General features: G+C 39.4%; 18 protein-coding genes and 1 tRNA gene. 16 read left to right on the plus strand and 3 right to left on the minus strand.

Going from position 1 to position 20729, the window contains the following annotated elements:
* The first annotated feature begins 37 nt into the window (after positions 1-37).
* From tuf to nusG, 4 genes are all read left to right on the plus strand, one after another.
* A complete protein-coding gene (gene tuf / locus ABFX33_RS10535; protein ID WP_346085992.1) occupies positions 38-1222 on the plus strand; it encodes an elongation factor Tu in 1185 nt (394 codons plus the stop codon).
* Between the two features lie 160 nt (positions 1223-1382).
* A tRNA-Trp gene (locus tag ABFX33_RS10540) sits at positions 1383-1453 on the plus strand.
* A gap of 23 nt (positions 1454-1476) precedes the next feature.
* A complete protein-coding gene (gene secE, locus ABFX33_RS10545) occupies positions 1477-1671 on the plus strand; it encodes a preprotein translocase subunit SecE (protein WP_028072657.1) in 195 nt (64 codons plus the stop codon).
* 19 nt (positions 1672-1690) lie between these two features.
* Positions 1691-2236, plus strand: coding sequence for a transcription termination/antitermination protein NusG (gene nusG / locus ABFX33_RS10550; RefSeq protein ID WP_046672242.1), 546 nt, complete (start codon positions 1691-1693; stop codon positions 2234-2236).
* Between the two features lie 115 nt (positions 2237-2351).
* Here the strand turns inward: nusG and ABFX33_RS10555 are convergent, their stop codons facing one another.
* Complete coding sequence (locus tag ABFX33_RS10555) at positions 2352-2645, minus strand: helix-turn-helix domain-containing protein (RefSeq protein WP_120261632.1); 294 nt, start codon at positions 2643-2645, stop codon at positions 2352-2354.
* A gap of 150 nt (positions 2646-2795) precedes the next feature.
* Between ABFX33_RS10555 and ABFX33_RS10560 the strand changes: the two genes are divergently transcribed.
* Entirely contained in the window at positions 2796-2936 is a 141-nt protein-coding gene (locus ABFX33_RS10560) for a hypothetical protein (protein WP_167457347.1), read from the plus strand.
* Here the strand turns inward: ABFX33_RS10560 and ABFX33_RS10565 are convergent.
* Positions 2933-3577 carry a rhomboid family intramembrane serine protease gene (locus tag ABFX33_RS10565; RefSeq protein ID WP_346085995.1) on the minus strand — a complete coding sequence of 215 codons (645 nt, stop codon included), beginning with the start codon at positions 3575-3577 and terminating at the stop codon, positions 2933-2935. The two genes, ABFX33_RS10560 and ABFX33_RS10565, sit on opposite strands and share 4 nt — an antisense overlap.
* Before the next feature lie 98 nt (positions 3578-3675).
* Between ABFX33_RS10565 and ABFX33_RS10570 the strand changes: the two genes are divergently transcribed.
* From ABFX33_RS10570 to rpoC, 11 genes are all read left to right on the plus strand, one after another.
* Positions 3676-4779 carry an HlyD family secretion protein gene (locus tag ABFX33_RS10570; protein WP_346085997.1) on the plus strand — a complete coding sequence of 368 codons (1104 nt, stop codon included), beginning with the start codon at positions 3676-3678 and terminating at the stop codon, positions 4777-4779.
* A gap of 70 nt (positions 4780-4849) precedes the next feature.
* Positions 4850-7012 carry a peptidase domain-containing ABC transporter gene (locus tag ABFX33_RS10575; protein WP_346086000.1) on the plus strand — a complete coding sequence of 721 codons (2163 nt, stop codon included), beginning with the start codon at positions 4850-4852 and terminating at the stop codon, positions 7010-7012.
* 58 nt (positions 7013-7070) lie between these two features.
* Positions 7071-8396 (plus strand): TolC family protein, encoded by a 1326-nt coding sequence (locus tag ABFX33_RS10580; RefSeq protein ID WP_346086002.1) that lies wholly within the window; start codon positions 7071-7073, stop codon positions 8394-8396.
* A 5-nt stretch (positions 8397-8401) separates the two neighbouring features.
* A complete protein-coding gene (locus ABFX33_RS10585; RefSeq protein WP_257093651.1) occupies positions 8402-8719 on the plus strand; it encodes an HTH domain-containing protein in 318 nt (105 codons plus the stop codon).
* Between the two features lie 92 nt (positions 8720-8811).
* On the plus strand, positions 8812-8967 hold the full coding sequence (locus ABFX33_RS10590) for a class IIb bacteriocin, lactobin A/cerein 7B family (RefSeq protein ID WP_120261638.1): 156 nt from the start codon (positions 8812-8814) through the stop codon (positions 8965-8967).
* A gap of 597 nt (positions 8968-9564) precedes the next feature.
* The gene (gene rplK, locus ABFX33_RS10595; protein WP_028072660.1) at positions 9565-10008 is read left to right on the plus strand and encodes a 50S ribosomal protein L11; all 444 of its coding nucleotides are present in this window, start codon (positions 9565-9567) and stop codon (positions 10006-10008) included.
* 22 nt (positions 10009-10030) lie between these two features.
* Positions 10031-10729, plus strand: a complete 699-nt coding sequence (rplA, locus tag ABFX33_RS10600; RefSeq protein ID WP_046672240.1) for a 50S ribosomal protein L1 — start codon at positions 10031-10033, stop codon at positions 10727-10729.
* Positions 10730-10731: 2 nt separating this feature from the next.
* Complete coding sequence (gene rplJ / locus ABFX33_RS10605; protein ID WP_346086005.1) at positions 10732-11250, plus strand: 50S ribosomal protein L10; 519 nt, start codon at positions 10732-10734, stop codon at positions 11248-11250.
* 78 nt (positions 11251-11328) lie between these two features.
* Positions 11329-11706: a 50S ribosomal protein L7/L12 gene (gene rplL / locus ABFX33_RS10610; RefSeq protein WP_002992785.1), complete on the plus strand. Its 378-nt coding sequence runs from the start codon at positions 11329-11331 to the stop codon at positions 11704-11706.
* A 168-nt stretch (positions 11707-11874) separates the two neighbouring features.
* Entirely contained in the window at positions 11875-15684 is a 3810-nt protein-coding gene (gene rpoB, locus ABFX33_RS10615) for a DNA-directed RNA polymerase subunit beta (protein WP_120261655.1), read from the plus strand.
* Between the two features lie 72 nt (positions 15685-15756).
* On the plus strand, positions 15757-20034 hold the full coding sequence (gene rpoC, locus ABFX33_RS10620; protein ID WP_346086008.1) for a DNA-directed RNA polymerase subunit beta': 4278 nt from the start codon (positions 15757-15759) through the stop codon (positions 20032-20034).
* Positions 20035-20533: 499 nt separating this feature from the next.
* On the opposite strand, the gene ABFX33_RS10625 is transcribed toward rpoC, so the two are convergent.
* Positions 20534-20729: hypothetical protein (locus tag ABFX33_RS10625; protein ID WP_346086010.1), on the minus strand; the 196-nt coding region annotated here is incomplete at its 5' end.

Here is a 20729-nt window from a genome sequence, read left to right on the forward strand (position 1 = left end):
AAATAGAAATAATTTATAATTACTAATTCGCATAAACATGGCAAAAGAGAAATTTGACCGTAGTAAACCACACTTAAACATTGGTACTATCGGTCACGTTGACCACGGTAAAACTACAACTACAGCTGCTATCACTAAAGTGTTGGCTGATAAAGGTTTGTCAGAAGCTCGTTCATTTGATTCAATTGACTCTGCTCCTGAAGAAAAAGAGCGTGGTATCACAATCAATACTGCACACGTAGAATATTCTACAGCTAACCGTCACTATGCACACGTTGACTGTCCAGGTCACGCTGACTACGTTAAGAACATGGTAACTGGTGCTGCTCAAATGGACGGTGCTATCATCGTAGTTGCTGCGACTGATGGTCCTATGCCTCAAACTCGTGAGCACATCTTGTTGGCTCGCCAGGTAGGTGTTCCTGCGTTAGTAGTATTCATGAACAAAACTGACTTAGTTGATGACTCTGAGTTGTTAGACTTAGTAGAGATGGAAGTTCGTGAGTTATTGTCATTCTACGAATTCCCAGGTGATGACATCCCTGTAATCAAAGGATCTGCTTTAGGTGCATTGAATGGTGAGCCTGAGTGGGTTGAGAAAATCATGGAATTAATGGATGCTGTAGATAACTACATTCCAATTCCTCCACGTTTAACTGACTTACCTTTCTTGATGCCAGTAGAAGACGTATTCTCGATCACAGGTCGTGGTACAGTTGCTACAGGTCGTATCGAAAGAGGTGTGATCAACTCTGGTGATCCAGTTGAGATCTTAGGTATGGGTGCTGAGAACTTGAAATCTACAGTAACAGGTGTTGAGATGTTCCGTAAAATCTTAGATTACGGTGAGGCTGGTGATAACGTAGGTTTATTGTTACGTGGTATTGAGAAAACTGATATCAAACGTGGTATGGTTATCTGTAAACCAGGTTCAGTAACTCCTCACGATCATTTCAAAGCTGAGGTTTACGTATTGTCAAAAGCAGAAGGTGGTCGTCACACTCCATTCTTCAACAAATACCGTCCTCAATTCTATTTCCGTACAACTGACGTAACTGGAGAGATCTCTTTACCAGAAGGTACTGAAATGGTTATGCCAGGTGATAACGTTACAATCAGCGTGAAATTAATTTCTGCTATTGCAATGGAAAAAGGTCTACGTTTCGCTATCCGTGAGGGTGGTCGTACAGTAGGTGCTGGTCAGGTAACTGAAATCATCTAGTCTGTAAAGATCTAGAAAAATATAAAATAAGCTAATCGACTGAAGTTGATTAGCTTATTTTTTCGATAAGCGATTTATCGGATTAAAATAAAAAAAAGTTCAAAAAGATTTGCAGAAGGTGGTTTAAAACACTATATTTGCATCACAAAATAAGAAATACACGGGCATAGTTTAAAGGTAGAACGAAGGTCTCCAAAACCTTTGGTCTGGGTTCGAGTCCTGGTGCCCGTGCTTATAAAAACAGATAAACTAAAATGGCAAAAGTACTTGATTTTTTTAAAGACTCTTATGTAGAGATCACTGAGAAAGTGACTTGGCCTACATGGTCTCAGTTGCAAAGTTCAGCTGTTATTGTGCTTGTTGCATCTCTTCTTATTGCATTGGTAGTCTTTGTAATGGATAAGGCTTCAAGTGTAGGGTTAGAGTTCTTGTACGGTATTGCTTCTTAATTTTCAATAGTATTTATTTATGGCAGATCAAGGTTTAAAATGGTACGTAGTTCGTGCTGTAAGTGGGAAAGAGAAGAAAGTAAAGCAATATATTGATGCCGAGGTTAGTCGTTTAGGTATTGAACACTTGATTCCTCAAGTGTTGATTCCAATGGAAAAATATTACTTAATGCGCGATGGTAAGAAGGTCGCTAAAGAGCGTAACTACTACCCTGGATACGTTTTATTAGAAGCCGCATTGGATGGAGAGTTGGAGCACATCATTAAGAATATCAATAGCGTAATTGGTTTTTTGGGAGATAAAGCTGGAAACGCTGTCCCTTTACGCCAAGCAGAAGTTAACCGTATCTTAGGTAAGGTTGATGAAATGGCTGAGCAAGGTGAAACTATTAATGTCCCTTACTACGTTGGTGAAACTGTAAAAGTAAACGATGGTCCTTTTAACGGTTTTACAGGTGAAATTGAAGAGGTACATGAAGACAAGAAGAAATTGATCGTCATGGTGAAGGTCTTCGGTCGTAAGACGCCACTTGAATTGAACTACATGCAAGTAGAAAAAGAGTAAGATTAGTAATTAACGATAGAGAAAAGCTTTCCACGAAAATTGGAAGGCTTTTTTTGTTTTTAGCCAAAAAAGCTAGGGGGCAGCGATGCTTCTTAAGAAACAACCTAATTTGGCTTTAAACAGTCTTACGGTCTTTTTTAAGCCAGCGGTTGATATAATGATATAATAAGCTTAATAGGTTTTCGCCGGTAACGTCACTGGCTAATGATGGTGGTAATAATTCGTAAACACTAATTCCAAAATAATCTGCTATTTTGTATACCTGATCTACTTTTATCTTGGTCTCATTCCGTTCAATTTTTGAATATGCTGCCTGTGACATATCCAATACATAGGCAACTGCCTCTTGCGATATCCTTAGGCTCTCCCTCTTTTGTCTGATATAAGTTCCGATTTGCGCCACTGCCATTTCTTTTAAAAATATAGCGATTCTAATTTAATAAATAAAAGTTGAATTTGTAGTATTTTTTATTTCAAAACTTATAGTTGTAAAATATAACTTGTAGTTGTGGTATATAACAGCTATTTCTAGCAAATTTGAAATGTAAAAATTTGAATTATGATGGAAGATAAAATCACCACAATCGACATTCAAGAAATGACTTTATCCGAAATGATGGATACTGAAGCTGGAGGCGAGCGAAAAGATGAAAAAAGTGGAAACTTTTGGGAGGCAATGCTCCTCTTGATTTCCTTCTAATTAAATGCTTCCCGAAACTCAACGGTATATGGGCTGATCAGAAGTGCTAAAATCGATCCCAAAATAAAAGCAATCAGATGCAACGATCTATTAATCTTGGTGTTTTTTATAAAGGAAGACAAGATTAACAGCAGTAAAATATAGATCCAATACTGGGCGGAGTTATGTATCCAGGGAAAAAAGAGATGATTGATTTTTTGTAATGGAAAAAACAGCGCCGAAAAACCATATAAGCCTAGGGATAGTCCCGATGCTCCAATAGATGTGAAGATAAAATTCTTACCATGTAAGTAGGTTTGACATAAATTAGGTAGCATAATTAATGTAAGCATCAAAATAGGGGTTACTAAGTAAGAGACGGTCTGTCCAAATTCCTGTTTGAGTATACTAGTCATATCATAGACCAAACTGAATATCACAATACAATTAAACAATAAATGTAGCCAACCGCGATGGATCAAAGCTGAGGTAAGTAAAGTATGTATACGTTTACCATTTGCAATCTCATAAGGGTGTAGGATCAGCGCATGAAAGAAAGGCTTATAGTAAAAACCAATGATGCTGCAGATCATAACTACAGGGACGAGTGTATACGAATAAGGTGACTCTGAGAAGGTTGGAAATATATCAAAAAAATTCATTTGGTTCGCTTTCCTAGTGCTGCTAAAATAGATAATAAATTTCAAAATATAACTCTGGGTTGTAGTGTGTATGTAATCCAATGTTCAAATTTGTAGAAATGAAAAGAGCGAATTATATCTACATATTGTTGATTTTAGCGGTTGTCGGCAGTATTGCGATGCTACCGGTTATAAAAGTTCCGATTTCTATTTCCGCCCGTGGCGCCATTCGACCAATTATTGATAACACAAAGATTCAGTCACTGGTAAGCGGACTTGTCGTGGATAATCGTATCACGCATAGCAATCAGCAAGTCAAACAAGGGGATACGTTAATGATCGTAGTTTCCAAAGACCTGGAGAACAAACTTGTATTGAACCGGGACCTGCAAACTGACTATACGCAGCAAATCTCTGATCTGAAGTTGATTCTTCATGGAAATGCAGCAAGTCTTCCTGCTGGGCAATATAAACTCGAGTATCTTTCCATGGAACAGCGGATGTCAGAAGTGAAGTCTCAGCTTACCCTTGCACGCCGGGAATATGAGCGAAACAATCAATTATATACACAAGGTGTCGTAGCGCTGGCCGAGCTGGAAAAAAGCAAATATACTTTTGAGCAGCTGGAAAATCAGGTTTTATCCATAAAGAAACAGCAGATGGCGCAATGGAGCGCGAAGCTGGTTGAGCTGCAGCAAAAATCACAATCGCTGTCTTCGGAGAAGAGATCAATTCTGATAGATGGTGAAAACTATGTGGTCCGGGCACCACTCGGTGGTACTGTCGTTAATTTTAAGGGATACCAGAAGGGAAGTCCAATTGTACAGGGGCAGGATCTCCTGGAGATCTCTCCTGAAGATAATCTCATCGCCGAATGTATAATTCCAGCGAAATCAATTGGATATATCAGGAATGACCAGGCTGTGAAGTTTCAGATGGATACCTACAATTATAATCAATGGGGCTTACTTAATGGAAAAGTAACGGATATAGATTATAATCTTATTGAAAACCAACAGAAGGGGGCCTTTTTTAAGGTACGTTGTCGTATAGATCAAAATTACCTGAGCCTACCAAATGGAAATAAAGTTTTCGTTGGAAAGGGCAATACGTTTAATGCACGTTTTTACCTTCTGGACCGAACATTATGGCAGTTATTATTTGATAGTGCAGATGAACTATTCAATCCCAATTTGGGGACTAGTACATCTTCGATTCAATAAAGCTTACTTGCTCACCGATTATTAACTATCTCTCGACAGAGAACCAAACATTTCTAAATAAGCTAATTCGATGAAAAAATCACCAGTTTGTATTCAACAACATGATATCCGTGACTGTGGTGCTGCCTGTCTCGCTTCTATCGGTAGCTATTATGGGATCGATATGCCCATCGCTAAGATCAGGCAGTATTGCCATACTGATATTCGAGGTACAAACGTATTTGGAATGGTGCAGGGGCTTCAACAAATGGGGTTTAATGCGAAGGGAGTCAAAGGGGCAATAGATGCGATCCCGCAAATTCCTTTGCCTGCCATTGCGCATGTCATTCTGAAGGGGCAGCTGAATCATTATGTCGTTATTTACAAGGTAGACAAAAAGACGGTGCTGGTCATGGATCCGGGACCGGGAAAGCTAGAAAAGTATACAATTGATGAGTTTCAGGAGATATGGACGGGTGTTCTTATCTTGATGGAGCCCAATGAGTATTTCGAACAGAAGAACGAAAAAACGAGTGTCTACAAACGTTTTTGGAATCTGATCAGACCCCATCGTTCAGTGGCTGTTCAGGCACTGGTTGGGGCAGCAGTATATACTCTCCTGGGATTATCAACTTCATTTTATATACAGAAGATAACGGATTATGTCCTGATCGACGGAAATGTCAGGTTACTCAACCTGCTTTCCATCATCATGCTGGTTATCTTGGTTTTCCAGCTGTTAATAGGAACGCTCAAGAGTGTGATGGTTTTACAGACAGGGCAGCGCATTGATAAATATCTTATTTTAGGGTATTATAAGCACCTTCTGACGCTACCACAGCGTTTTTTTGATACGATGAAAGTCGGAGAGATCATTTCTAGGGTCAATGATGCAGTAAAGATCCGCGCTTTTATCAACGACGTGGCGATCCAGGTCGTGGTTAACGTATTTATCGTCGTTTTTTCCTTCGCTTTGATGTTTACTTACTTCTGGAAGCTTGCGCTCCTGATGTTGTTGGTCATCCCGTTCTATGCTGGAGTCTATTGGCTATCCAATAGACTTAATAGAAAGGTCGAACGGAGAATGATGGAAGAGAGTGCCGAATTGGAATCCCATTTGGTTGCGTCCTTGAATGCTGTAAAGACAATAAAACAATTCGGTATCGAAACTTATTTTAATAGTGAAACCGATAAGCGGTTTTCCCGGTTACTGCGGACTATCTACGCTTCGGTAATGAATGGTCTGTTCTCAGGTACGGCGGGTGAATTTCTTTCCCGATTATTTACGATTATTCTGTTATGGGCCGGTTCATATTATGTGATCGAGCGTACCATAACTCCAGGTGAATTATTGTCGTTTTATGCATTGATCGGATACTTTACAGGACCAGTTACACAGCTGATCGGGATGAATAAAACCATGCAAAATGCGCTTATTGCTGCTGACCGGTTATTTGAGATTATGGATCTGGAATGTGACGAAAACGAGAATAAGTTACATCTAACATCGAATCTTATTGGGGATATTGTATTTGATAATGTCCGTTTTTCCTATGGTTCGAGGGTGGAGGTATTCCGGAATTTTAGCTGTAAGATTAAGCGGGGGAAAATGACAGCCGTTATCGGTGAAAGTGGAAGTGGCAAGACAACCTTGGGCGCATTGATCCAGCAGTTATACCCTGTGCAGGAAGGCAAAATCAGTATTGGCGAATACGACCTGAATTACATTTCCAAATCTTCATTGCGTGAGCGCATATCTATTGTTCCACAACAGATAGATTTATTTTCAGGCAATGTGATCGATAATATAGCGGTCGGCGAAGATGTTCCCAATTTTCAACATCTTTTGGAAATCGTCAATGAACTGGAGATGATGCCATTCATAGAAAAACTGCCTTCGGGCTTTGATACATATCTGGGGGAAAATGGTTCTATGCTGTCTGGAGGGCAACGTCAACGCATTGCTATTGCAAGGGCCTTGTACCGGAATCCAGATATATTGATCTTGGATGAGGCAACCTCAGCGCTCGATTCGTCTACAGAACAAGTTATTCAACGCGCTTTTCATCGTTTCCGGGATTCAGGAAAAACCATGATCGTCATCGCTCATCGTCTCAGCACAATTGCTGCTGCTGATACCATTCTTGTCCTAAAAGACGGCGTACTTATCGAACAGGGGGAACATGACCAGTTGCTGGCCCAGGAGTCAGCATATAGAGAGATGTGGAAGAAGCAGTCCATATTGTTAAACTAAAGTAGTATACTGGGGTAGCTATAAAGAAAAAGTGATAATAAATAAACGAATGATCCTCATGAAAAAAACAATAGGCCTATCTGTTTTGTTTGTTTTAATGTGTGTACATGTGATTGCTCAGAAAGCTTGGACACTACAAGAGTGCATCGATTATGCGGTAGTACATAATTTGCCAATAAAGCAACAAGATTTGAAAGCCGCAATAAAAGAACTGGATCAGGAAATGGCCATCCGAGAACGCTTACCTAGTATCAACGGGTACGTTAATGGTTATACGACGTTTGGCCATTCACAAGATGTCTTTGGTACAATCAGAAGGAACGACAATATGAATAGCAATATGGGTATAAATAGTGAAATTACTTTATATCAGTATAACTATTTTCGTAATCAGGCAAAAAAGGCAGCATCAGAAGCCGAACAGGAGCGGATCGAAAAGGAAATATTGAAGAGAGATCTGAAGGTTCGGGTAATGGAATCCTATTTGGAGTCTTTATTGACGAAGGCACTTGTCACAACCCAGGATTCTGCCATTCGCTTTTCAATGCAGTTACTTCAAAAAGCTGAGAAAAGCACCGCTATCGGAACAACAGCCCAATCTGTCGTTGCGGAAGCGAAGTCCAATTTATCAAGGGAGAGACAACAGTATCAACAATATCATAAGGAATTACAGAAGTCGGTACTCAAGCTAGCTCAGTTATTGAATTTTGCCGATTATAAAAAGCTTATCCTAGCTGATCCGATGTTAGAAAATGATCTATCAAGCTATAAAGTTTATCCTGATTTAATGTCAATAAGAGAAGAGGCGTATCTACACAATCCTACGCTCAATAAATATAGAGGACAGATAGAACAATTAGCGATAGAATCTAAGTTGATCAAATCCGCTCTGTATCCTACAGTCAAAGGGTCGGCGAGTCTCGGAAGTACTTATTTTAATGCATTCAAGGCTCCGGGTGAAAGATCTTTTTTTATTCAGAGTAAAGACAATTTTGCACAGCAACTGGCGGTGACGGTGTCCGTCCCTATCTTTAATAAAGGGAAAACAAAACGGCAATTACAGCAGGTTGCGCTTAATAGGCAGGCGATCGAGCTCTCGTCAGAAAATGAGAAACTCCTCCATCAACAGATTTTGGACAAACTATTGCTCGAATTGGAGGAAAATAAACAACTGTATACGATTGCTCTGGAAGCAAGTGCGGCTACCGGTCAGTCTCTTATCTATACATTGAGGAGTTTTGAGGCCGGCAAGGTATCTATTTATGATATCAATACGAGCAAAAATAATTTAATGAAAGCTGATACGGAGACAATACGGGCGAAGTACAATGTATTGTTCAATCAGATCATGCTACACTATCAGATTTATGGAGATATAAACTAACGACTATGCAGCTATTTAAATATATTGACAGAATAAATCTGCTGGACAAATTGATCCGGCAGCGTAAAACCGGTACGCAGAGTGAATTAGCTTCACGGCTGGGGATTTCAGTATCACGTCTGGCACGTGTTATTGAACACCTGAAAGATCTTGGTGCTCCAGTTGCCTTTGACCGATCGAATAGTACGTATTACTATGAGAATGAATATTCCATCCAAATAAAAGTGGATATTCAACAGCTCAATCTTAACCAGATGAAGCATATCTCAGCAGGTGATTATTTTGTCCAAACTAATTTTTTAAATGCTTTTTTTGTGCATTGAACAAATGTAATTTAGTATTGTTGATCAACGCAGCAGGAATCCGAAAAAGCTTGAAATAGAGTAGGAAATTAATTTTTATAAACTTAACTAAGATGAATAAGTCAGATTTAACGAAATTGGGTCTTCAAGAAATGAACCAACAAGAAATGGTAAATGTAGAAGGGGGTTGCATTACTTTGACAGGAATTATCAAAGGTGTAACTAATGTCCTTGTCAACACGATTAACTTTATTAAAGGTTTGTTATAAAAATATTTAAGGTAAATGGAGAACTGATTCAGGAGGTTGGTTCTCTATTTACCTTATCAGTTATCCTAGAGGTTATTCTTTTGGATTTGTCGTTTGCGACAGGAGGGGATTCCTGTTTTTGTTTTGATGATACTGTATCGTATAGCTTCCGCTTTCAATATTTTCAAATTGCTTCGCGAGATTTAGCAATCATTCCGGCTCCGGTATTTTGTGTTTGCCTTGATTCCATTTAATTTTACTGTTTTGTTTCTTGTTCTTCCTTTGTTCCAAAGCTGTCGGTTTTCGGTCCTACTATGCCAAGTGTGTTTTATGGTGTGTAGTTTGAGGTAATATCATATTGTAATTTTTGCTTTTGATAAGACACGGACGAATAGGTTGGTCATATAAAATAAAGAGCCTTAGAGAGGTTTTGCAATTTGGCGGGCTTTGAGAAAAAAACATAAATTCCTGAAAAATTAAAAGTTAGATACTTGCAGGATTCAAATCTTCTTATTAACTTTGCACCTCGGTTGGGGTGTTACGTCCTGATCGATGAATGTTACGTTATTTGCTTCCAACTTACTAACAGACATTTAACAAAATTAAATTCAAAACAAAATGGCAAAAGAAGTCAGTGCGTTAGTAAAATTACAAGTTAAGGGCGGAGCTGCGAATCCTTCACCTCCAGTAGGACCTGCATTAGGTGCTAAAGGTGTGAATATTATGGATTTCTGTAAGCAGTTTAACGCTCGTACGCAAGACAAACCAGGTCAAGTGTTACCTGTTGTCATTACAGTTTACGCGGATAAGTCATTTGATTTTATCATCAAGACTCCACCGGTAGCAGTTCAGTTGAAAGATGCTGCTAAATTAAAAAGTGGATCTGGCGAGCCTAACCGTAAGAAGGTTGCGGCTATCACTTGGGAACAAGTTGAGACAATCGCTAAAGATAAAATGCCTGATTTAAATGCATTTACTGTAGAGGCTGCTATGAGAATGGTAGCTGGTACAGCACGTAGTATGGGTATTACTGTATCCGGTAATGCTCCTTGGAACAATTAATTAAGAAATCAATTTAAGAAAAGTGGCTAGATTAACAAAAAATCAAAAAGCGGCACTATCCAAAATTGAAGCTGGTAAAGCATACTCTTTGAAAGAAGCTTCGGCTTTAGTTAAAGAAATCTCATTGACCAAATTTGATGCTTCTGTGGATATCGACGTTCGTTTGGGCGTAGATCCTCGTAAAGCAAATCAAATGGTGCGTGGTATTGCAACATTACCTCACGGTACTGGTAAAACTGTTCGCGTTTTAGTTTTGTGTACTCCTGATAAGGAAGAAGAAGCTAAAGCAGCAGGTGCAGACTACGTAGGTTTAGATGATTACATCAGCAAAATTGAAGGTGGTTGGACTGACGTTGATATCATTATTACTATGCCTAGTGTTATGGCTAAAGTTGGTAAATTGGGTCGTATTTTAGGTCCAAGAAACTTGATGCCTAACCCTAAAACTGGTACAGTTACAACTGAAGTTGGTAAAGCTGTAACAGATGTAAAAGGTGGTAAGATCGATTTCAAAGTTGACAAAACCGGTATCATCCATACTTCTATTGGTAAAGCGTCGTTCGATGCAGATAAAATATATGATAACGCATTAGAGGTATTACAAACTCTAGCACGTTTGAAACCATCTGCAGCTAAAGGAACTTACTTTAAAAGTATTCACATTTCCTCAACTATGAGTCCTGGTATTCATATTGAGACTAAATCAGTAGCAGGTATTTAATCATGAGAAAAGAAGAAAAACAAGAAATTGTTCAAGCTTTGGCCGAACAGATTAAATCTTACGGTAACTTCTATATTACCGATACTGCTGAGTTGTCAGTTGAAAAAGTGAATAACATTCGTCGTAAATGTTTTGAGCAAGGTATCGAAATTAAAGCTGTTAAAAACACTTTAATTAAGAAAGCTTTGATCGAAGCTGGTGTTGAAGAAGAAGATATTTTTGGAACGCTTAAAGGTGCGTCTACAATGATGTTTTCAGAAGTCGCTAATGCACCTGCTAAATTGATCAAAGAATTGCGCAAATCAGGTGAGAAACCGTTGTTAAAAGCGGCTTTCATTGAGGCAACAGCATTCGTAGGAGATAATCAATTAACTGCATTAGTTAATCTTAAATCTAAAAACGAACTTATTGCTGACGTTATCGCGGCATTGCAGTCACCTGCGAAAAATGTTATTTCGGCTCTTCAATCAGGAGGAAATACTGTTGCAGGTTTAGTAAAAGCTTTAGAAGAAAGAGGTTAACGAATCCTCTAGAACAGAATCATTCGTTATAATTTAATTAACAATTTTTACAAAGTACATTCAAAAATTCAAAATAAAATGGCAGATTTAAAACAACTTGCTGAACAGTTAGTTAACTTAACAGTAAAAGAAGTTAAAGAATTAGCTGATATCTTAAAAGACGAGTATGGCATCGAGCCTGCTGCTGCTGCTGTTGCTGTAGCTGCTGCTCCAGCTGAAGGTGGTGCTGCTGCTGCAGAAGAGAAAACTTCATTTGACGTTATCTTGAAAGAAGCTGGTGGTCAAAAATTAGCTGTAGTTAAATTGGTTAAAGATTTAGCTGGATTAGGCTTGAAAGAAGCTAAAGATTTAGTTGACGGAGCACCTAAAGAATTGAAAGCTGGTGTATCTAAAGACGAAGCAGAAGCTTTGAAAAAACAATTAGAAGAAGCTGGTGCTGTTGTTGAGATTAAATAATCTCAACTAATTAGCCCGAAAAGGTTTAGACTCTGACGATTTTTCGTCAGAGTCTATTCCTATTTATATCAATACGCCACTATGCTGTGTATATGCTGGGCACAGTGGACATGTGGTTTACAGCATGCATGTAAGCGCAGTTTTTTTAAAACTAAAATTCATATTCCCTTGGCAAACAATAATATTCAACAAGAAAGAATAAACTTTGCAACAAGTAAGAAAGTATTGGAATATCCAGATTTCTTAGATGTGCAATTGGAATCTTTCAAGGAGTTTTTTCAACTAGAAACTACTTCTGACAACCGCCATCAGGAAGGGCTGTTCAAGGTATTCTCGGAAAACTTCCCTATTTCTGATTCAAGAAACATTTTTGTGCTAGAGTTTTTGGATTATTTCATTGATCCACCACGTTATGATATCCAAGAGTGTATCGAACGCGGCTTGACTTATAGCGTTCCTCTAAAGGCTAAGTTAAAGTTATCTTGTAATGATGAAGAACACGAAGATTTCGAAACTATTGTTCAGGATGTATATTTAGGGACTATCCCTTATATGACTCCTAAAGGTACTTTCGTGGTAAATGGTGCAGAGCGTGTCATCGTATCGCAATTACACCGTTCACCGGGCGTTTTCTTTGGTCAAAGTAGACACACAAATGGTACTAAACTTTATTCTGCAAGGGTAATTCCTTTCAAAGGGTCTTGGATCGAATTCGCTACAGACGTAAACAACGTCATGTATGCTTATATCGACCGTAAAAAGAAATTCCCAGTAACTACCTTATTGCGTGCGATCGGTTACGATTCAGATAAAGATATCTTAGAATTGTTTGACCTAGCTGATGAAGTAAAAGTTAGTAAATCTGGTCTTAAGAAATATGTTGGCCGTCGTCTTGCGGCTAGGGTATTAAAAAAATGGGTAGAAGATTTCGTGGATGAGGATACTGGTGAAGTAGTATCTATCGACCGTAACGAAATTATCCTTGAACGTGAAACTGTTCTAGAAGAAGATCACATTGATTTGATTATCGAAGCTGGCGTTAAGTCTATTATCTTAGCGAAAGACGATGAATCAAATAATGCCGATTATTCTATTATATATAATACTTTACAAAAAGATACTTCCAATTCAGAAAAAGAAGCGGTAGAACATATCTATCGTCAATTGCGTAACGCTGAACCACCAGATGAGGAAACTGCTCGTGGTATCATCGATCGTTTGTTCTTCTCTGATAAACGTTATGACTTGGGTGATGTAGGTCGTTACCGTATCAACCGTAAGTTGAAATTGGGTACACCAGATGAAACCAAGGTCTTGACGCGTGAGGATATCATTGCTATTGTGAAGTATTTGATCAACTTGATCAACTCCAAAGCTGAGGTGGATGATATTGACCACTTGTCTAATCGTCGTGTACGTACAGTTGGTGAGCAATTATATGCTCAATTTGGTGTAGGTCTATCTCGTATGGCGCGTACAATCCGTGAGCGTATGAACATCAGAGATAACGAGGTGTTTACACCAACGGATTTGATTAACGCACGTACATTGTCGTCAGTAATCAATTCGTTCTTCGGTACCAACCAATTGTCTCAGTTCATGGACCAAACGAACCCTCTTGCTGAAATTACGCACAAACGTCGTTTGTCAGCTTTAGGTCCAGGTGGTCTTTCTCGTGAGCGCGCAGGTTTTGAGGTTCGTGACGTTCACTATACACACTACGGTCGTCTTTGTACAATCGAAACACCAGAGGGACCAAACATCGGTTTGATTTCTTCTTTGGCTGTACATGCAAAAATCAACCATTTAGGTTTTATTGAAACTCCTTACCGTAAGGTAAAAGATGGTGTTGTTGTTGTTGACCAACCGGTGGTATACTTGTCAGCTGAGGATGAAGATGGTAAAACAATTGCCCAAGCAAATGCCTTGTATGATGACAAAGGTAATTTTGAAGATGCAAAGGTAAAAGCCAGATACGAAGGTGACTTCCCAATTATCGAGCCTGAAATGCTTGATTATATGGACGTTGCTCCAAATCAAATTACATCTATTGCGGCTTCATTAATTCCTTTCTTGGAGCACGATGATGCCAACCGTGCATTGATGGGATCCAACATGCAACGTCAGGCTGTGCCTGTATTGCGTCCGCAAGCTCCTATCGTAGGTACTGGTCTTGAAGGTCGTGTAGCGAAAGATTCACGTACATTGATCAATGCTGAAGGTCATGGTGTGGTTGAATATGTTGATGCTGATGAAATTAAAATCCGTTATGACAGAAACGATGATGATCGCCTTGTATCATTTGATGATGATGTCAGAACATATAAATTGATCAAATTCAAGAAAACTAACCAGAATACTTGTATGAACTTGAAGCCTATCATTAAGAAAGGTCAACGAGTTGAACCAGGACAGGTATTGTGTGAAGGTTATGCTACTGAAAATGGTGAATTGGCATTGGGTCGTAACTTAAAAGTAGCGTTCATGCCTTGGCAAGGATATAACTTTGAGGATGCGATCGTAATTTCTGAGCGTGTAGCGAAAGAAGACTGGTTTACTTCTCTTCACATTGAAGAATTCGAACTTGAAGTTCGTGATACAAAACGTGGTGAAGAAGAGTTAACAGCTGATATTCCTAACGTATCTGAAGAAGCGACAAAAGACTTAGATGAAAACGGTATTATCCGTATCGGTGCTGAAGTTGGTGGTGGTGATATCTTAATTGGTAAAATCACGCCTAAAGGTGAGTCTGATCCTTCTCCAGAGGAGAAATTATTACGTGCAATCTTTGGTGACAAAGCTGGTGACGTGAAAGATGCTTCATTGAAAACTCCACCTTCATTAAAAGGTGTTGTTATCGATACGAAGTTGTTCTCTCGTGCGAAGAAAATGTCTAAAGAAGTTGAACGTAAAACTTTAGAGAAATTAGAGGTTGCTCACGATAGAGCTGTTAAATCATTGAAAGACCGTTTGGTAGAGAAATTATTCATTGTAGTGAATGGTAAAACTAGCCAAGGTGTATACAATGTATATAAAGAGTTGTTAGTGGCTAAAGGTGCTAAGTTTACACAGAAAATCTTAGCGGAATTAGATTACAACAACATCAACCCAATGGGATGGACAACTGACGAAGATAAAAACGAGTTGATCAAAATGGCCCTTCATAATTACAATATTAAAATTAATGAAGAATTAGGTTCATTCAAACGTGATAAATTCGCAGTATCTGTTGGGGATGAACTTCCATCAGGAATTGTGCAGATGGCGAAAGTTTACGTTGCTAAGAAACGTAAATTGAAAGTAGGGGATAAGATGGCAGGTCGTCACGGTAACAAAGGTATCGTTGCACGTATCGTACGTGATGAAGATATGCCATTCTTGGAAGACGGTACTCCGGTTGATATCGTGTTGAACCCATTGGGGGTACCTTCACGGATGAACTTGGGTCAGATCTACGAAACCGTATTAGGTTGGGCTGGTCAAAAATTAGGTGTTAAATTTGCTACACCGATCTTTGATGGCGCTGAGATGGATCAAGTACAGGACTGGGTTGCGAAAGCCGGTTTACCAAAATCAGGTCGTACATATTTGTACAATGGATTGACAGGTGACCGTTTCGATCAACCAACAACAGTAGGTGTAATCTACATGTTGAAATTAGGTCACATGGTTGATGATAAAATGCACGCACGTTCAATTGGTCCTTACTCATTGATCACACAACAACCTCTGGGTGGTAAAGCACAATTCGGTGGTCAGCGTTTTGGTGAGATGGAGGTTTGGGCATTGGAGGCATTCGGTGCATCTAACATCCTTCAAGAGATCTTAACCGTGAAATCGGATGACGTAGTTGGTCGTGCCAAAACTTACGAAGCAATCGTTAAGGGCAACAACCTTCCGACACCATCGGTGCCAGAATCGTTCAACGTATTGGTACACGAGTTGCGCGGATTGGGTCTAGATATCACATTGGATTAATTAAGCAATTAGGGCTTTGAAGAACGAAGGTTCTTCAAAGCTTCTCTATAAAGCTTTAACTTTTGAATAAGTATGTCTTACAAAAAAGATAATAAAATTAAAAGCAACTTCACTTCGATTACGATCAGCTTGGCTTCTCCAGAGACTATTTTGGAGCGTTCAAGTGGTGAAGTTACAAAACCAGAAACGATTAACTATCGTACCTACAAACCAGAACGTGATGGTTTATTCTGTGAGCGTATTTTTGGTCCTGTAAAGGATTACGAATGTCACTGTGGTAAATACAAACGTATCCGTTATAAAGGTATCGTGTGTGACCGTTGTGGTGTTGAGGTAACAGAGAAAAAAGTACGTCGTGAGCGTATGGGACACATCAACTTGGTGGTTCCTGTAGCACACATCTGGTACTTCCGTTCTCTTCCTAATAAAATCGGTTATTTATTAGGTCTTCCTACCAAGAAATTGGATATGATCATTTACTATGAACGTTATGTCGTTATCCAAGCTGGTATTAAGGAAGAAGATGGTATCAACTTTATGGACTTCTTGACTGAAGAAGAATATTTAGATATTTTAGATACCTTACCAAAAGAAAATCAATATTTAGACGATACTGATCCTCAAAAATTTGTCGCTAAGATGGGTGCTGAGGCATTGGAAGATTTGTTGAAACGTATTGATTTGGATCAATTGTCTTACGATTTACGTCACCAAGCTGCTAACGAGACTTCTCAACAACGTAAAAATGAAGCGTTAAAACGTCTTCATGTTGTTGAAGCTTTCCGTAGCTCACGTGAAAACATCGAGAATCGTCCTGAATGGATGATCGTGAAGATTGTTCCTATCATTCCACCAGAATTGCGTCCTTTAGTGCCTTTGGATGGTGGTCGTTTTGCGACTTCGGATTTGAACGACTTATACCGTCGTGTTATTATCCGTAACAACCGTCTAAAACGTTTGATCGAGATCAAAGCGCCAGAAGTAATCTTACGTAACGAAAAACGTATGCTTCAAGAGGCGGTGGACTCTTTGTTTGACAACTCACGTAAGGTGAATGCTGTTAAGACAGAAGGTAACCGTGCATTGAAGTCATTATCTGATATTTTGAAAGGTAAACAAGGTCGTTTCCGTCAAAACTTATTAGGTAAACGTGTGGATTATTCAGCTCGTTCGGTAATTGTTGTAGGCCCTCACTTGAAATTACACGAGTGTGGTCTTCCTAAAGATATGGCAGCTGAGCTTTACAAACCATTCATCATTCGTAAAATGATCGAGCGTGGTATTGTAAAAACAGTAAAATCCGCTAAGAAAATCGTAGATCGTAAAGATCCAGTGGTATGGGATATCCTTGAAAATGTATTGAAAGGTCACCCTGTATTACTTAACCGTGCGCCTACGCTTCACCGTTTGGGTATTCAAGCTTTCCAACCTACTTTGGTAGAGGGTAAAGCGATTCAATTACACCCATTAGTGTGTACAGCATTCAACGCCGATTTTGACGGTGACCAGATGGCAGTTCACTTACCTTTAGGTAATGCTGCAGTTTTGGAGGCCCAAATCTTGATGTTGGCAGCGCACAATATCTTAAACCCTGCGAATGGTTCACCGATCACAGTACCATCTCAAGACATGGTATTGGGTCTTTACTATATTACTAAAGGCCGTAGAACTGCTGGCGATCACATCGTAAGAGGTCAAGATATGACTTTCTATTCGGCTGAAGAGGTTATCATCGCTTTAAACGAGAAGCAAATTGACCTTCACGCTTGGATTAAAGTCAAAACAAAAGTGAGACAAAGAGATGGTAGCATCGTTGATACCTTATTAGAAACAACTGTAGGTCGTGTGATCTTCAATCAGGTTGTTCCTGACGAAATGGGATTTGTCAATGAATTGCTTACTAAGAAATCTTTGCGTAATATCATCGGTGAGATTGTGAAGACTACGGGTATGGCTCGTGCAGCGCAATTCTTGGATGATATGAAAGAATTGGGATATCAAACAGCCTTCAAAGGTGGTCTTTCTTTCAACTTGGAAGATTTGAACATTCCTGCTGCGAAAGCTGAATTGATCCAACAAGCAACAAACGAAGTTGAAGAGGTAATGAACAACTATAACATGGGTTTCATTACGAACAACGAACGTTACAACCAAATCATCGATATCTGGACACGTATCAACAACAGATTGACTGCCCACGTAATGGATATTCTTTCCAACGATAATCAAGGTTTCAACTCAGTTTATATGATGTTGGATTCTGGAGCCCGTGGTTCGAAAGAGCAGATTCGTCAGTTGTGTGGTATGCGTGGTTTGATGGCGAAACCTCAAAAATCCGGTACTTCAGGTGGTGAGATTATTGAGAACCCGATCTTGTCGAACTTTAAAGAAGGTTTGTCCGTATTAGAGTACTTTATCTCTACCCACGGTGCGCGTAAAGGTCTTGCCGATACAGCCTTGAAAACCGCGGATGCGGGTTACTTGACACGTCGTTTACATGACGTTGCTCAGGATATGATCGTTGTTGAACAAGATTGTGGTGGTTTACGTGGTATCTACACAACAGCATTGAAAGATAATGATGATGTTGTTGAACCATTATTCGACCGTATCTTAGGTCGTACTCCATTACATGATGTATTCCATCCGGAGACAGAGGAGTTGATCGTTTCTGCAAATGAAGATATCACTGAGGAAATCGCTGAGGTTATCGAAAAAGCAGGTATTGAAGGTATCGAAATTCGTACGGTATTAACTTGTGAATCGAAACGTGGTGTGTGTGCTTGTTGTTACGGTCGTAACTTGGCATCTGGTAAACGTGTTCAATTGGGTGAAGCTGTCGGTGTTATCGCAGCACAATCAATTGGTGAGCCAGGTACACAGTTGACACTTCGTACGTTCCACGTGGGGGGTACGGCATCAAATATCGCGGCTGACTCAAGTATCATTTCTAAATACGATGGTAAAATCGAATTTGAAAATGTGCGTACCGTTTCGCAAACAAATGACAATGGCACACATCAGGTTGTCTTAGGACGTTCTGGTGAGGTTAAGATCATTGATGCACATAATAAGATTGTATTCCAACAAAATATCCCTTATGGTTCGCAGTTGTTCGTTGAGGATGGCGGTACAGTAGCTAAAGGTGATAAATTGGTAGAGTGGGATCCATATAACGCAGTAATTATCTCTGAATTTGCTGGTAAAGTTGAGTTTGATGCGATCATCGAGGGTGTTACCTTCCGTGAGGAATCAGATGAGCAAACTGGTCACAAAGAGAAAGTAATTATTGAAACACGTGATAAAACGAAAAACCCATCCATCAAGATTCTTGATAAATCTGGAGAGGTTATTCGTACATACAATATCCCAGTAGGTGCCCACGTTGCAGTTGCTAACGGCGTCACTGTTAAAGAAGGTGGTATCTTAGTTAAGATTCCTCGTTCTACTGGTAAAACACGAGATATCACGGGTGGTCTTCCACGTGTAACCGAGTTGTTCGAAGCACGTAACCCTTCTAACCCAGCTGTTGTAACAGAAATCGACGGTGTGGTAACATTGGGGGGTGTGAAACGTGGTAACCGTGAGATGTCGATTGAATCACGTGATGGTCAAATCAAGAAATACTTGGTGCCACTTTCTAAACATATCCTTGTTCAGGATAATGACTTCGTCAAAGCAGGTATGCCATTATCGGATGGTTCGATCTCGCCAGCGGATATCTTATCTATTAAAGGGCCATCAGCGGTACAACATTACATCGTGAATGGTATCCAAGAGGTATACCGTCTTCAAGGTGTGAAGATCAACGATAAGCACTTCGAAACGATCGTTCACCAGATGATGCAAAAAGTTAACATCGAAGATCCAGGAGATACACGTTTCTTAGAGAAAGAAGCTGTAAACAAATGGGATTTCATGGAAGAGAATGATTCCTTGTTCGACAAGAAAGTCGTTGTTGATGCTGGAGATTCCAATAGCTTACGTCCAGGACAGATTGTTTCTTTACGTAAGTTGAGAGAGGAAAACTCAAGTTTGAAACGTCGTGACTTAAAACTTGTAGAAGTGCGTGAAGCAATTCCAGCGACTTCAAGTCCATTGTTGCAAGGTATCACTAGAGCATCATTAGGTACCAAATCGTTTATCTCTGCTGCCTCTTTCCAAGAGACCACAAAAGTATTGAATGAAGCTGCTATCGCAGGTAAACGTGACAACTTGTTAGGTTTGAAAGAAAACGTAATCGTTGGTCACTTGATTCCTTCAGGTACAGGTATCCGTCAATACAGCAACTTAATTGTCGGTTCTCGCGAAGAGTACGATCAATTGTTGGCTTCGAAAGAAGAAGATTAATCTATCATAGATTATTTTATATAGAAAGGTCCAGGCATATGTCTGGACCTTTTTTGTTTCTATAACGACTTTATGTGGTATAGAAGAAAGCAGTAAATAGTATTTAATTTGTTCTTTAGCTGTGAAATTGTTTGTTATGGGACGACTTCGAAATGAAATTTATAATGAGCAGCTTGGCCGTTTAAACGGTTAATTTAACCTGATTGGACGGTTTACGGTATGTCTGTGTCAAATGAATCGTTCAATGTTACAGTTAGTTAACTTTAATATTAAAAAATAATAAACAAAAGGCTTGGAAGTTTGTTAGTAAACTCCCTATCTTTGCACCACTCCGCAAGGGAGGGACGGTTACTTCGAAAGAAGAGACCATGAAAAAAAGAAGGGTTTAGGTGAGCGCGACAGGATTTAAAATCCCGTTCAGATTATTTTAAACGCGGAAATCAGAAAAAAGAAAAAGAAAAAAAACTTCAAAAGTTTTTTGGAAGTTCAAAAAAGATTTCTACCTTTGCAGTCCCAACGGAAACGGAGGGAAACAGAAAAAGATAAAGAGGAGCGCAATGCTCATCGGAATATAGCGGATACGGAAGTTGAAGCAAGATAAGTTCTTTAAGAAAACACAATCATGTAAGCGTGACGAGTAGACAAAACGAAAGTCATGAACAAATTCAAGCAATTCGTTCAATTCGATCCAAGAT

Source organism: Sphingobacterium ginsenosidimutans (genome assembly GCF_039536865.1).
GTDB classification, from domain to species: Bacteria; Bacteroidota; Bacteroidia; order Sphingobacteriales; family Sphingobacteriaceae; genus Sphingobacterium; species Sphingobacterium detergens.